The following is a 14836-nucleotide window of genomic DNA, read 5'->3' as shown; positions in this document are numbered from 1 at the left end:
CGAGCACCCCGAGGTGGAACGCGTGAGCGAGGACAAGCTCCGGTACTTCCTGAAGCGCGTCACGGCCGAGCTGCACGAGAGCCGCGAGCGCGTCCGCGAGTTGGAGACCGTGACCGGCGAGCCCATCGCCGTCGTCGGCATGGGCTGCCGCTACCCGGGCGGCGTGCGCACGCCGGACGAGCTCTGGAACCTGGTCGCCACCGGCACCGACGCGGTCGGCGACTTCCCCGCCGACCGCGGCTGGGACCCGGGCGAGGCGGCCGCCCACGGCTACGAGACCCGCGGCGGCTTCCTCCCCGACGCGGCCGAGTTCGACCCCGGCTTCTTCGGCATCAGCCCGCGCGAGGCCCTCGCGATGGACCCCCAGCAGCGCCTCGTGATGGAGGTCGCCTGGGAGGCCCTGGAGCACGCCGGACTCGACCCGCGCGCCCTGCGCGGCTCGCACACCGGCGTGTTCGTCGGCGCCAGCGCGTCCGGCTACGACTGGTACGCGCGCGAACACGGCCACGACGAGGGCCACCTGGTCACCGGCAGCGCGATCAGCGTGCTCTCCGGCCGGGTCTCCTACACCCTGGGCCTGAACGGGCCCGCCGTGACCGTCGACACGGCCTGCTCCTCCTCGCTGGCCGCCGTCCACCTGGCGGCCCGCTCGCTGCGCACGGGCGAATGCTCGCTCGCCCTCGCCGGCGGCGTGATGGTGATGTCCACCCCGGTGATGTTCGCCGACTTCGCCCGCCAGCAGGGCCTCGCCTCCGACGGACGCTGCAAGCCGTTCTCGGAGGACGCCGACGGCACCGGCTGGGGCGAGGGCGCCGGACTCGTCCTGCTGGAGCGCCTGTCCGACGCCCGCCGCAACGGCCACCGCGTCCTGGCGGTCATCCGCGGCAGCGCGATGAACCAGGACGGCGCGTCGAACGGCCTGACGGCGCCCAGCGCGCCCGCACAGCGCCGGGTCATCCGGGCCGCCCTCGCCGACGCCCGCCTGACGGCCTCCGAGGTCGACGCGGTCGAGGCGCACGGGACGGGCACGGAGCTGGGCGACCCGATCGAGGCCGGCGCCCTGCTGGCCACCTACGGACAGGGCCGCGACGAGGACCGGCCGCTGTGGCTCGGCTCGCTCAAGTCCAACATCGGCCACGCCCAGCAGGCCGCCGGCGTCGGCGGCGTGATGAAGATGGTGCTCGCCCTGCGGCACGGCACCCTGCCCAGGACCCTGCACGCCGGGGAGCCGACCTCGCACGTCGACTGGGCCTCGGGGAACGTCCGGCTGCTCCAGGAACCGGTGGAGTGGCCGGCGGGCGAGCGGGTGCGCCGGGCGGGTGTGTCGGCGTTCGGCGCGAGCGGGACGAACGTCCACGTGATCCTGGAGGAGGCGCCCGCGCCGACGGCCGGGGAGCCGGCGGTGAACGAGGAGCCGACGCCGGACGAGGAGCGCCCCGCGCCCGTCCTGCCGACGGCGGCGTCGGCCTGGGTGGTGTCGGGCCGCAACGCGACCGCGCTGGCCGGTCAGGCGGGCCGGCTGCGCGAGCACGTGCTGGCGCGGCCGGAGTTGTCGGTCGGCGACGTCGCGTGGTCGCTGGCCACGACGCGGTCGGCTTTCGAGCGGCGCGCGGTGGTCCTGGGCGGCGAGCGCGGTGAACTCGCGGCGGGTCTCGCGGCGGTGGCCACGGGGCAGCCGGCGGCGGGTGTGGTGACCGGGTCGGTGGCCTCCGGCGGCGCCGGGCGGACGGTCTTCGTCTTCCCGGGGCAGGGGAGCCAGTGGCTCGGCATGGGGCGTGAGCTGGCCGCTTCGTCGCCGGTGTTCGCGGCGCGGCTGGCCGAGTGTGCTGCGGCTCTGGCGCCTTATGTGGACTGGCAGTTGGACGATGTCCTGGCGGGCCTTCACGGCTTTGAGGCCGCCGATGTCGTGCAGCCGGCGCTGTGGGCGGTGATGGTGTCGCTCGCCGCTGTGTGGGAGGCGGCCGGTGTCGCACCGGACGCTGTGGTGGGTCACTCACAGGGTGAGATTGCCGCTGCGGCCGTCGCGGGGATCCTGTCCCTCGATGACGCCGCCAAGGTGGTGGCTCTGCGGAGCAAGACTCTGAAGGTGCTGGCCGGTCGTGGCGGGATGCTGTCGATCGCGGAGCCGGTGGAGGGCGTCCGTACCCGGATCGCGTCGTACGGCACCCGCCTTTCCGTCGCCGCCGTGAACGGCCCGTCGGCGACGGTGGTTTCCGGTGACGCCGACGCGCTGCGCGAACTCGCCGACTCCTGCGGGGAGTTCCCGCGTGCCCGGATGATCCCGGTGGACTACGCCTCGCACAGCGCGCACGTGGACGAGCTGCGCGAGGAGATCCTCGCCGTGCTCCAGGGCATCGCCCCCCGCGAGGTGCAGGTCCCGATGATCTCCGCGCTGACCGGCGAGTGGCTGTCCGGCCCGGAGCTGGATCCGGCGTACTGGTACGCGTCCCTGCGCGAGACGGTCGAGTTCGACCGCGCCGTACGGACCCTCGGCAAGGCCGGGCACGGCGTGTTCCTGGAGGTCTCCCCGCACCCGGTGCTGACCCCGGCGATCGCCGACAGCCTGGAGGACCGCTCCCCGACCGTGGTGGGCACCCTGCGCCGCGACGAGGGCGGCGCCGAGCGCCTGCTGACCTCGCTCGCCGAGGCGTACACGGGCGGCGCGGCCGTCGACTGGGCGGCGGTGCTCGGCGGCGGGACGGCGGTCGAGCTGCCGACCTACGCCTTCCAGCGCCAGCGGTACTGGCCGGCGGCCCCGGCCCGGCCGGCGGGCGCGGCGGGCGTCGACGACTGGCGCTACCGGATCCGCTGGCAGCCCGCGGACGCGGACCCGGCCGCCGTACCGGCCCTGTCCGGCACCTGGCTGCTCGTCGGCGAGGGGGACGTGGCCGACGCGTGCGCCCGCACCCTGGCCGACCACGGCGCGCAGGTCGTCCGGACCGGCGTCGAGACCCTCGACCAGGCCGTCACCGGCCCCGTGTCCGGCGTGGTGTCCCTGCTGGCGCTGGAGGAGGGCCACGACCCGGCGTACCCGTGGATCCCGCGCGGCACCGCCGCGACGGTCGACCTCGTCCAGGCGCTGCGCCGGACCGGCGTCGACGCCCCGCTGTGGCTGCTGACCCGGGGCGCGGTGCAGACCGGACCGGACGAGGTGACGACCGCCCCCGTGCAGACCCAGCTGTGGGGCATGGGCCGCGTCATCGGCATGGAACTCCCGGACAGCTGGGGCGGGTTGGTCGACCTCCCGCCGGAGTTCGACGCGCGGACCGGCGCCCGGCTGGTCGCCGTCCTCGCGGGCCGCACGGAGGACCAGGTCGCCCTGCGCCCCTCCGGCACGCTCGCCCGCCGCCTGGTGCGGGCCGAGCCGCGGCCGGCCGGCCGTGCCCCCTGGCGGGCGCGCGGCACCGTGCTGCTGACCGGCGGCACCGGCTCGATCGGGGCCTGCGTCGCGCGCTGGCTCGCCGAGCGGGGCACCCCGCGCGTCGTGCTGACGAGCCGTTCCGGCCCGTCCGCGGAGGGGGCGGTGGAACTCGCGGCCGCGATGGCGACCGCCGGGACGGCCGTCGACATCGTCAGCTGCGACACCGGCGTCCGCCGGGACGTCACCGACCTCGTCGCCCGGATCGAGGCCACCGGACCGGGCCTGTCCACGGTCCTGCACTCGGCCAACACCGGCTACCTGGCCCGGGTCGAGGACACCACCAGGGAGGGCCTGGCGGCGGCGCTCAGCGCCAAGGCCGCCGGGGCCACCTACCTGGACGAGGCGACGGCCGCGCTGGACGTGGACGAGTTCGTGCTGTTCTCGTCGATCTCGGCGACCTGGGGGAGCAACGACCACGGCCCGTACGCGGCGGGGAACGCCTTCCTGGACGGCCTGGCCGAGGACCGCCGGGCCCGGGGCCTGCCGGGCACCTCGATCGCCTGGGGCGTCTGGGACTCCCGGGACTGGGACGCGGTCGACGACCTGATGGACCACAGCCCCGGCCGGGTGACGCCCCGACGGCTCCGCCGGCAGGGGATGAACTTCCTCGAGACCGAACGGGCGCTGACGGCGCTGGACCAGACCCTCGCGGACGACGAGACCTTCATCGCGCTCGCCGACGTGACGTGGGAGAAGTTCGCGCCGGTGTTCCGCGCGGCGCGCCCGCGCCCGCTGCTGGACGCCATCCCCGAGGCCCGGGAGCAGGAGGACCGGGGCCCGGACGCCGCCGGGTCGGACCGGCCGGCCGAGGCCACCGGCGAACTGTTCCGCGCCCTCGTCGGCCTGACCGCCGCCGAGCGCCGCCGCGCGGTGGTCGAGCTGGTCCGCGCGCACGCCGCCGCCGTCCTCGGCCACGGCTCCGCGGCCGAGGTCCCGACCACGCGCGCCTTCCGGGAGCTCGGCTTCGACTCGCTGACCGCCGTCGAACTGCGCAACCGGCTGGGCGGCGCCGCGGGCGTCCGGCTGCCCGCCACGGTCGTGTTCGACCACCCCAACCCGGCCGCCCTGGCCGAGGAGATCCTCTCCCGGCTCTTCGGGGCCGAGGCGGCGGCCGGCGCCGGGCCGGTGCCCGCCGTGGTCGCGGCCCCCGCCGAACCGGTCGCGATCGTCGGCATGGCCTGCCGCTACCCCGGCGGGATCCGGACCCCCGAGGAGCTCTGGGCCCTCCTGGCCGAGCACGGGGACGCGATCGGCGGCTTCCCGACCGACCGCGGCTGGAACACCGAGGGCCTCTTCGACCCCGACCCGGACGCCGAGGGCAAGACCTACGTCGCCGAGGGCGGCTTCCTGACCGGGGCCGCCGAGTTCGACGCCGCCTTCTTCGGGATCAGCCCGCGCGAGGCCCTGTCGATGGACCCCCAGCAGCGGCTGCTGCTGGAGACCTCCTGGGAGGCCGTCGAGCGCGCGGGCATCGACCCGAAGTCGCTGCACGGCTCCGCGACCGGCGTGTTCGTCGGCGCGGCCCGGTCGACCTACCTCGGCGTGGTGGAGGAGACCGCCGGGTCCGAAGGACACCGCATGACCGGCACGGCGATGAGCGTGCTGTCCGGCCGGATCGCCTACGCGCTGGGCCTGGTGGGCCCGGCGATGACGGTGGACACCGCCTGCTCCTCCTCGCTGGTCGCGCTGCACCAGGCCGTGCAGTCGCTGCGGTCGGGCGAGTGCTCGGTCGCCCTGGCGGGCGGCGTGACGGTGATGGCCGACCCGGGCGAGTTCGTCGGCTTCTCGCGGCTGCGGGCCCTGTCGCCGAACGGCCGCTGCCAGGCCTTCGGCGAGGGCGCCGACGGCATGGGCATGGGCGAGGGCGTCGGCATCGTGGTGCTCGAACGCCTCTCCGACGCCCGCCGCAACGGGCACCGGGTGCTCGGCGTGGTGCGCGGCAGCGCCATCAACCAGGACGGCGCCTCCAACGGCCTCACCGCCCCCAACGGCCCCTCGCAGCAGCGCGTCATCCGCGCGGCGCTGGCCAACGCCCGGATCTCGGCGGCGGACGTGGACGCGGTCGAGGCGCACGGGACGGGTACGGAGCTGGGTGACCCGATCGAGGCCGGTGCGCTGCTGGCGACGTACGGCCAGGAGCGGTTCGAGGACCGGCCGTTGTGGCTGGGTTCGGTGAAGTCGAACATCGGGCACGCTCAGCAGGCCGCGGGCGTGGCCGGTGTGATCAAGATGGTGCTGGCCCTGCAAGCCGGTGTGCTGCCGAAGACCCTGCACGCCGATGAGCCGTCCTCGCACGTCGATTGGGAGACGGGCAACGTCCGGCTGCTGCAGGACGAGGTGGCGTGGCCGGCGGGCGAGCGGCCGCGCCGGGCGGGTGTCTCGGCGTTCGGCATCAGCGGCACCAACGCCCACGTGATCATCGAAGAGGCGCCGGTCGAGGCGGAGACCGTCCCCGAGGATGCCGCCGAGGACCTCGCGCCGGTCCTGTCGCGCCCCCTCCCGGCGTGGGTGCTGTCCGGCCGTGACGGGCAGACGCTCGCCGGTCAGGCGGGCCGGCTGCGCGAGCACGTCGCGGAGCGGCCGGAGCTGCCGGTCGGTGACGTCGCGTGGTCGCTGGCCACGACGCGGTCGGCCTTCGAACAGCGCGCGGTGGTGCTGGGAGCGGACCGGTACGAACTGGAGGCGGGGCTCTCGGCCGTCGCCACCGGACAGCCCGCGCCCGGCGTGGTCACCGGCGAGGTCGCCCCGGACGGGGTCGGGCGGACGGTGTTCGTCTTCCCCGGCCAGGGCAGCCAGTGGGTCGGCATGGGCCGCGAGCTGGCGGAGGCCTCCCCGGTCTTCGCGGCGCGGCTGGCCGAGTGTGCCGAGGCTCTCGCTCCGTACGTGGAGTGGCAGTTGGACGACGTCCTGGCGGGCCTTCACGGCTTCGAGGCCGCCGATGTGGTGCAGCCGGCGCTGTGGGCCGTGATGGTCTCGCTCGCCGCCGTCTGGGAGGCGGCCGGTGTCGCTCCCGATGCCGTGGTCGGTCACTCGCAGGGCGAGATCGCGGCGGCCGCCGTCGCGGGGATTCTCTCGCTGGACGACGCTGCCAAGGTGGTGGCTCTGCGGAGCAAGACCCTGAAGGCGCTGGCGGGTCGTGGCGGGATGCTGTCGATCGCGGAGCCGGTGGCGGCTGTCCGCGCCCGGATCGCTTCGTACGGTTCCCGGCTGTCGGTCGCGGCCGTGAACGGTCCTTCGGCGACGGTCGTCTCCGGTGACGCCGACGCGCTGCGTGAACTCGCGGACTCCTGCGGGGATTCGCCGCGTGTCCGGATGATCCCGGTCGACTACGCGTCCCACAGCGCCCACGTGGACGAGCTGCGCGAGGAGATCCTCGCCGTGCTCCAGGGCATCACGCCGACCGACGCCCGCATCCCCATGGTCTCCGCCATGACCGGCGCGTGGCTGTCCGGCCCGGAGCTGGACCCGGCGTACTGGTACGCGTCCCTGCGCGAGACCGTCGAGTTCGACCGCGCCGTGCGGATCCTCGCCGACGCGGGCCACGGGGCATACGTCGAGGTGTCCCCGCACCCGGTGCTCACCCCGGCGATCAGCGACGCCTTCGCGGACCGGACCCCGGCCGTGGTCGGCACCCTGCGCCGCGAGGACGGCGGCGCCGGGCGTCTCCTGGCCTCGCTCGCCGAGGCCTACGTCCGGGGCCTGCCCGTCGCCTGGACCGCGCTCCTGGGCGGCGGCACGACCGTGGACCTCCCCACCTACGCCTTCCGGCGGGACCGGTTCTGGCCGGAGCCCACCGAGGCCCCGACCGTACCGGTCACCGCGGGCACGCCCGCCGAGGCGGGCTTCTGGAACGCCGTCGAGCGCGGTGACGCCGATGCCCTCGCCGACCTGCTCGGCGTCGACCCGGCCGACCCGGCCCTCGGCGCGCTCACCGGCTGGCGCCACCGCGAACGCGCCGAATCGGCCGTCGCCGGCTGGCGCTACCGCATCGCCTGGTCGGCCCTGCCCGAGCACGGCACCGCGCTGACCGGCACCTGGCTGCTCGTCGGCTCCGCGCCGGACGTCGCCGACGCCCTGACGGCCGCCGGCGCCCGCGTCCTCACGGTGCCCGGGGACGGTATCGACACCACCGACCGCGAGGCGCTCGCCGCCGCGCTGCCCACCGGTGTCGCCGACCTCTCCGGCATCGTCTCCGCCCTCGCCCTCGACGACGAGGCGGCCGCGCCGCTCGACGCCCACCCCGGCGTCCCGCGCGGCCTGGCCGCCACCCTGGCCCTGGCCCAGGCCGTCGCCGACCGGCGCGGGGACGGGGACGACACGCCCGCCGCCCCGCTGTGGGTGCTGACCCGGGGCGGGGCCGCCGCCACCGACGGCGAGCCGGCCGGCCCGCCCGTCCACGCCCAGATCTGGGCCCTCGGCCGGACGGCCGCCCTCGCCCACCCCGACCTGTGGGGCGGCCTGATCGACCTGCCGCAGCGTCCCGAGGACACCGGCCCCGCCCTGCGGCGCCTGGCCGCCGTCCTCACGGGCGGCGACGGCGAGGACCAGGTGGCGCTGCGCCCGTCCGGCGCGTACGGGCGACGGCTGGTGCGCGCCGCGCAGCCGCAGGCCCCGGCGAACGGCACCGCGTGGACCCCGCGCGGCACCGTCCTGGTCACCGGCGGGACCGGCGCCATCGGCGAGCACGTCGCGCGCTGGCTCGCCGACCGCGGCACGCGGCGCGTCGTGCTGACCGGCCGTCGCGGCCCGGCCACCGAGGGCGTCGCCGCCCGCGCCGCCGAACTCGCCGCCCGCGGCACCGGCGTCGACGTCGTCGCCTGCGACGTCGCCGAGCGCGCCGAGGTCGCCGCCCTGCTGGCCCGGATCGACGCCAGCGGCGGCCCGGCCCTGTCCACGGTGCTGCACACCGCGGGCGTCGGCCAGGGCGGCACCGTCGGCGAGACCACCGCGGCCGGGCTGGCCGAGGTCTGCGCCCCCAAGGCGGGCGGCGCCCGCTGGCTCGACGAGCTGACCGCCGACCGCGGCCTCGACGACTTCGTGCTGTTCTCCTCCGGCGCCGCCGTCTGGGGCGGCAGCGACCAGGCCGGCTACGCCGCCGCCAACGGCTACCTCGACGGCCTCGCCGCCGAACGCCGCGCCGCCGGCCGCCCCGCCACCACGCTCTCCTGGGGCCTGTGGGACGGCGGCGGCATGGGCGGCGGCAGCGTGACCACCCGGCTGACCCGCTACGGCGTCCGGGCCATGGCGCCCGAACTCGCCGTCCGCGCCCTCGGCCAGGCCCTGGACGGGGGAGAGGACGCCGTCACCGTCGCGGACATCGACTGGTCGGTGTTCGGCCCGACGTTCACCCTGCGCCGTCCCAGCCGCCTCCTCGCCGACCTGCCCGACGCCGGGACCCGACCGGAACCCGCGGACTCCGGCCCCGGCACCGGGAGCGGCGCACCGGACGGCACCGGCCTGGCCGACCGACTCGCCGGCCTGCCCCACGCGGAGCAGCTGCGCCGACTCGTGGAGATCGTCTGCGACCAGGCCGCCGCCGTCCTCGGCCACACCGCCGGAGCACTGCCCAAGGGCCGGCCGTTCCGCCACCTCGGCTTCGACTCCGTGATGGCCGTCGACCTGCGCAACCGGATCACCGACACCACCGGGCGGCGGCTGCCCGCCACCCTCGTCTTCGACCACCCGACCCCCGCCGAACTCGCCGAGTACCTGCACGGCGAACTCGGCCTGCGAGCCGCGCCCGCCGACGACACCCGGGCCGCCCCCGGCACCGACCCGGTGCTCGACGGGCTCGACCGCCTGGAGGCCGCGCTCGCGGCGGTGCCCGGCGGCAGCGGCGCCCGGCGCGACGTGACCCTGCGGCTGAGGAACGTGCTCTCCCGCTGGCTGGGCGACACCGAGCAACCACGGCAGGACGAGCAGGAGCAGCAGACGCTGGCCGGGCGACTGGACGACGCCGACGCCGGCGAGGTCCTGGACTTCATCAACAAGGAATTGGGGCTTTCGTGATGACCGGTGGTGCGCAGGCGGCGGGCGGCGACAAGCAGCTGCTCGACACTCTGAAGAAGCTCGCCGCCGACCTGTATCGGACCCGCGAGCGCGTCAAGGAACTGGAAGCCGGCGAGCGCGAGCCGATCGCCGTCGTCGGCCTCGGCTGCCGCTACGCCGGGGGCATCACCGGCCCCGACCGGTTCTGGGACCTGCTCTCCGCCGGGACGGACGCCATGGGCGGCTTCCCCACCGACCGCGGCTGGGCGGAGTGGGAGCGCGCCTACGGCAACCCGGACGCGCGCGCCGGCGAGGAGTACGCCCGGGTCGGCGGATTCCTCTACGACGTGGCCGACTTCGACCCCGGGTTCTTCGGGATCAGCCCGCGCGAGGCCCTGGCGATGGACCCGCAGCAGCGGATCCTGCTGGAGACCGCCTGGGAGGCGGTCGAGCGGGCCGGCATCGACCCGATGTCCCTGAAGGGCTCCGACACCGGCGTGTTCGTCGGCGCCAGCGGCACCGCGTACGGCTCGGGCGTGGGCGGCAACGGCAGCGGCGCCGAGGGCTACAAGATGACCGGCGGCCTGACCGCCGTCGTCTCCGGACGCATCTCCTACACGCTGGGCCTGACCGGCCCCGCCGTGACGATCGACACCGCCTGCTCCTCCTCGCTCGTGGCGCTCCACCTCGCGGTGCGCTCGCTGCGCTCGGGCGAGTGCTCCCTCGCCCTGGCGGGCGGCGTCGAGGTGCTGGTCATGCCCGACGCGTACATCGAGTTCTCCCAGCAGGGCGGCATGGCCGCCGACGGCCGGTGCAAGTCCTTCGCCGCCGAGGCCGACGGCATCGGCTGGGGCGAGGGCGCCGGCATCATCGCGCTGGAGCGCCTCTCCGACGCCCGCCGCAACGGCCACCAGGTGCTCGGCGTGATCCGCGGCAGCGCCGTCAACCAGGACGGCGCCTCCAACGGCATCACCGCCCCCAACGGGCCCTCGCAGTACCGCGTCATCCACTCGGCGCTGGCCGACGCCGGCCTGACCGCGGCCGACGTGGACGTGGTCGAGGCACACGGGACGGGCACCACGCTGGGCGACCCGATCGAGGCGCAGGCGCTGCTCGCCACCTACGGGCAGGCCGAGGACCGCGCCGCCGACCGGCCGCTCTGGCTGGGCTCGGTGAAGTCCAACATCGGCCACTCCGGCTGCGCGAGCGGCGTCGCCGGTGTGATCAAGATGGTGCTGGCGCTGCAGCACGGCGTGCTGCCGAAGACCCTCTTCGCCGGGAACCCGTCGCCGCACGTGGACTGGGCCTCGGGCAACGTCCGGCTGCTGAGCGAAGCGGTGGCGTGGCCGGCGGGCGAGCAGCCGCGCCGGGCGGGCGTGTCCGCGTTCGGCGTCAGCGGCACCAACGCGCACCTGATCCTGGAGGAGGCGCCGGCGGGCTCGGGCCGTCCGGAGGTCGTGGCGGGCGCCGCGCCGCGCGTCCTGTCCGGCGAGGGCCTTCCCGCGTGGGTGGTGTCGGGGCAGAGCGCCGCGGCGCTGGCCGGTCAGGCGGGTCGGCTGCGTGAACACGCGGCGGAGCGGCCGGAGTTGTCGGTCGGAGATGTTGCGTGGTCGCTGGCCACGACGCGTGCGGCGCTGGAGCACCGGGCCGTCGTGCTCGGCGGCGAGCGGAGCGAGTTCGCGGAGCGTCTGGCGGCGGTGGCCACGGGGCAGCCGGCGGCGGGCGTGGTGACCGGGTCGGTGGCTGCTGCCGGGGTGGGGCGGACGGTGTTCGTCTTCCCCGGCCAGGGGAGCCAGTGGGTCGGGATGGGGCGTGAGCTGGCGGAGGCCTCGCCGGTGTTCGCGGCGAAGCTGGCGGAGTGTGCTGCGGCTCTTGCGCCGTACGTGGACTGGCAGTTGGACGATGTGCTGGCCGGGCTTCACGGTTTCGAGGCTGCTGATGTGGTGCAGCCGGCGCTGTGGGCGGTGATGGTCTCGCTCGCGGCGGTGTGGGAGGCGGCGGGTGTTGCTCCGGACGCGGTGGTGGGTCACTCGCAGGGTGAGATCGCTGCCGCCGCGGTGGCCGGGATTCTCTCCCTCGATGACGCCGCCAAGGTGGTGGCTCTGCGGAGCAAGACCCTGAAGGCCCTTGCTGGTCGCGGCGGGATGCTGTCGATCGCGGAGCCGGTGGCGGGTGTGCGGGCGCGGATCGCCCCGTACGGTTCCCGTCTGTCGGTCGCGGCCGTGAACGGTCCTTCGGCGACGGTCGTCTCCGGTGATGCGGACGCGCTGCGTGAACTCGCGGACTCCTGCGGGGATTCGCCGCGCGCTCGGATGATCCCGGTGGACTACGCCTCGCACAGCGCCCATGTGGACGAGCTGCGCGAGGAGATCCTCTCGGTTCTCCAGGGCATCACGCCGACCGAGGCCCGGATCCCCATGGTCTCCGCGCTGACCGGCGCGTGGCTGTCGGGCCCGGAGCTGGACCCCGACTACTGGTACGCGTCCCTGCGCGAGACCGTCGAGTTCGAGCGGGCGGTCCGCATCCTCGCCGAGTCCGGGCACGGGGTGTTCGTGGAGGTCTCCCCGCACGCGGTGCTGACCGGCGCGGTGGGCGACGTCGTCGAGGACGTCGAGGGCTCGGCCGTGGTCGGCACCCTGCGGCGCGAGGAGGGCGGCGCCGGGCGTCTTCTGACCTCGCTCGCCGAGGCCTACGTGCGGGGCCTCCCCGTCGACTGGGCCGCGCTCCTGGGCGGCGGCACGGTCGTGGACCTGCCCACCTACGCCTTCCAGCGCCGGCGCTACTGGCTCGGCGCCGTGGCCTCCGTCCAGGCCGCCGGCCCGGACACCTCGGTGGACGACTGGCGCTACCGGATCGTCTGGCAGGCGGCCGACGCGAACCGGGCCGCCACGCCGTCGGGGACCTGGCTGCTGGTCGGCGACGGCCCCGACCGGGAGGCGGTCGCGAACGCGCTGACGGCCCGCGGTGCGAGCGTCGTCGCCGTCGCGGGACCGGAGGACGTCGACGCGGCACTGGCCGAGGGCGTGGCCGGTGTGGTGTCGCTGCTGGCCCTGGACGAGACGCCGCTGGCGGAGCACCCGTCGGTTCCGGGCGGTCTGGCCGGGACGGTCGACCTGGTCCGGGTGCTGGTCGAGACCGGTGTCACGGCCCCGCTGTGGGTGCTGACCCGCGGTGCGGTGGCGGTCGGCGCCGACGAGGTGACGACCAGTCCGGTGCAGGCCCAGGTCTGGGGTCTGGGCCGGGCCGTGGGCCTGGAGCACGCGGACCGCTGGGGCGGCCTGGTCGACCTGCCGCCGGTGCTGGACGCCGAGGCCGCCGCTCGTCTGGTCGGTGTGTTCGCGGACGGCGGTGAGGACCAGGTCGCGGTGCGGCCGTCGGGTGTGTTCCTGCGCCGTCTGGTGCGGGCGGAGGCCCGGCGCGTCGAGTCGGCTGACTGGTCTCCGCGCGGCACCGTCCTGCTGACCGGCGGTACGGGGTCGATCGGTGTCTGCATCGGCCCGTGGCTTGCGGAGCACGGCGCGCCGAGGGTGGTTCTGACCTCCCGCTCCGGCCCGTCGGCGCCCGGGGTGGCGGCGCTGGCCGCTGCCGTGGCGAACGGCGGATCGGCCGTCGAGGTCGTCAGCTGCGACCTGGCGGACCGGGGCCAGGCGACCGGCCTGGTGGCCTGGATCGAGGCCTCCGGCCCCGGCCTGTCCACCGTCCTGCACTCCGCCAACGCGCCCTACCTGGCCCGGGTGGAGGACACCAGCCGCGAAGGCCTGGTCGCCGCGCTCGGCGCGAAGGCGGCCGGCGCCGTCCACCTGGACGAGGCCACGACCGGCCTGGGCATCGACGAGTTCGTCCTCTTCTCGTCGATCTCGGCGACCTGGGGCAGCAACGACCACGGCGCCTACGCCGCCGGCAACGCCTTCCTCGACGCGCTGGCGGAGGACCGCCGGGCCCGCGGCCTGCCCGGCACCTCGATCGCGTGGGGCGTCTGGAACACCCGCGACTGGGACGCCGTCGATGCGGTGATGGACCAGGCTCCCGGCCGGGTGACGCCCCAGCGTCTGCTGCGGCAGGGCATGAACTTCCTCGACACCCAGCGGGCGTTGACGGCGCTCGGCGAGGTGCTCGCCGACGACGAGACCTTCATCGCCCTCGCGGACGTCGAGTGGCAGAAGTTCGCGCCGGTCTTCACGGCCGCGCGCCCGCGCCCGCTGCTGGACACCATCCCCGAGGCCCGGGCCGAGACGGCCGCCGCGACGGCCGCCGACGAGCGCGGCGAGTTCGCCTCGCGGCTGGCCGGGCTGTCGGCGGCCGAGCGGCGCCGGAGCGTCGTGGAACTGGTGCGCTCCCACGCCGCCGCGGTCCTCGGCCACGAGTCGGCGGACGAGATCGTCGCGACGCGGGCCTTCCGGGAGCTGGGCTTCGACTCGCTGACCGCCGTCGAGCTCCGCAACCGCCTGAACACCGCCTGCGGCCTGCGCCTGCCGTCCACCGTCGTCTTCGACCACCCGAGCGCGTCCGTACTGGCCGAGGAGATCCTGAGCGCGCTGTTCGGGGCGGAGGGCCCCGGCCAGGTGGTCGCGGTGGCCGCCGCGCCCTCGGAGCCGATCGCGATCGTCGGCATGGCCTGCCGCTACCCGGGCGGCGTGCGCTCGCCCGAGGAGCTGTGGGACCTGATCGCCGCCGGCGGGGACGCGATCAGCGGCTTCCCGGCCGACCGCGGCTGGGACGCCGAGGCGCTGTTCGACGCGGACGCCGACGCCGAGGGCTCGACCTACGTCGTGGAGGGCGGATTCCTCAGCGGCGCCGGGGAGTTCGACGCCGGGTTCTTCGGCATCAGCCCGCGCGAGGCCCTCGCCATGGACCCGCAGCAGCGCCTCCTGCTGGAGGCCTCCTGGGAGGCCGTCGAGCGCGCGGGCATCGACCCGCGGACGCTGCACGGCTCGGCGACCGGCGTCTTCATCGGCGCGGCCCCGTCCGGCTACTTCGGCGCGGTCGGGGACGAGGCCGGCGTACAGGCCCACCTGATCACCGGGAACGCGCTGAGCGTGCTCTCCGGCCGGATCGCCTACTCCCTGGGCCTGGTCGGCCCGGCGATGACCGTGGACACCGCGTGCTCCTCCTCGCTGGTCGCGCTGCACCAGGCGACCCAGGCGCTCCGGTCGGGCGAGTGCACGGTGGCACTGGCCGGCGGTGTGACCGTGATGGCCGACCCCGGCGAGTTCGTCGGCTTCTCGCGGCTGCGCGCGCTGTCCTCCGACGGCCGCTGCAAGGCCTTCGGCGACGGCGCGGACGGCATGGGCATCGGCGAGGGCGTCGGCATGCTGGTGCTGGAACGGCTGTCGGACGCCCGCCGCAACGGGCACCAGGTGCTCGGCGTGCTCCGCGGGAGCGCCGTCAACCAGGACGGCGCCTCCAACGGCCTGTCCGCGCCCAACG

Annotated in this window: 2 protein-coding genes (1 of these 2 running past the window's edge); both read left to right on the top strand. The window is 75.8% G+C overall.

Annotation, left to right across the window (positions count from 1 at the left end; genetic code table 11):
- The first annotated feature begins 22 nt into the window (after positions 1-22).
- A complete protein-coding gene (locus ACFVU7_RS09665) occupies positions 23-9430 on the top strand; it encodes a type I polyketide synthase (protein ID WP_388044824.1) in 9408 nt (3135 codons plus the stop codon).
- On the top strand, positions 9430-14836 hold the beginning of the coding sequence (locus tag ACFVU7_RS09660) for a type I polyketide synthase (protein ID WP_388044847.1). It continues 12887 nt past the right edge of the window; 5407 of the gene's 18294 nt are visible here — the first part of the coding sequence; the start codon lies at positions 9430-9432; its stop codon lies off the right edge, out of view. The genes ACFVU7_RS09665 and ACFVU7_RS09660 overlap by 1 nt, the downstream gene beginning before the upstream one ends.

The sequence above is a fragment of the Kitasatospora sp. NPDC058046 genome, from assembly GCF_042885595.1.
In the GTDB taxonomy this organism is placed as follows: domain Bacteria; phylum Actinomycetota; class Actinomycetes; order Streptomycetales; family Streptomycetaceae; genus Kitasatospora.
This window is presented reverse-complemented; position numbering and strand designations above follow the sequence as displayed.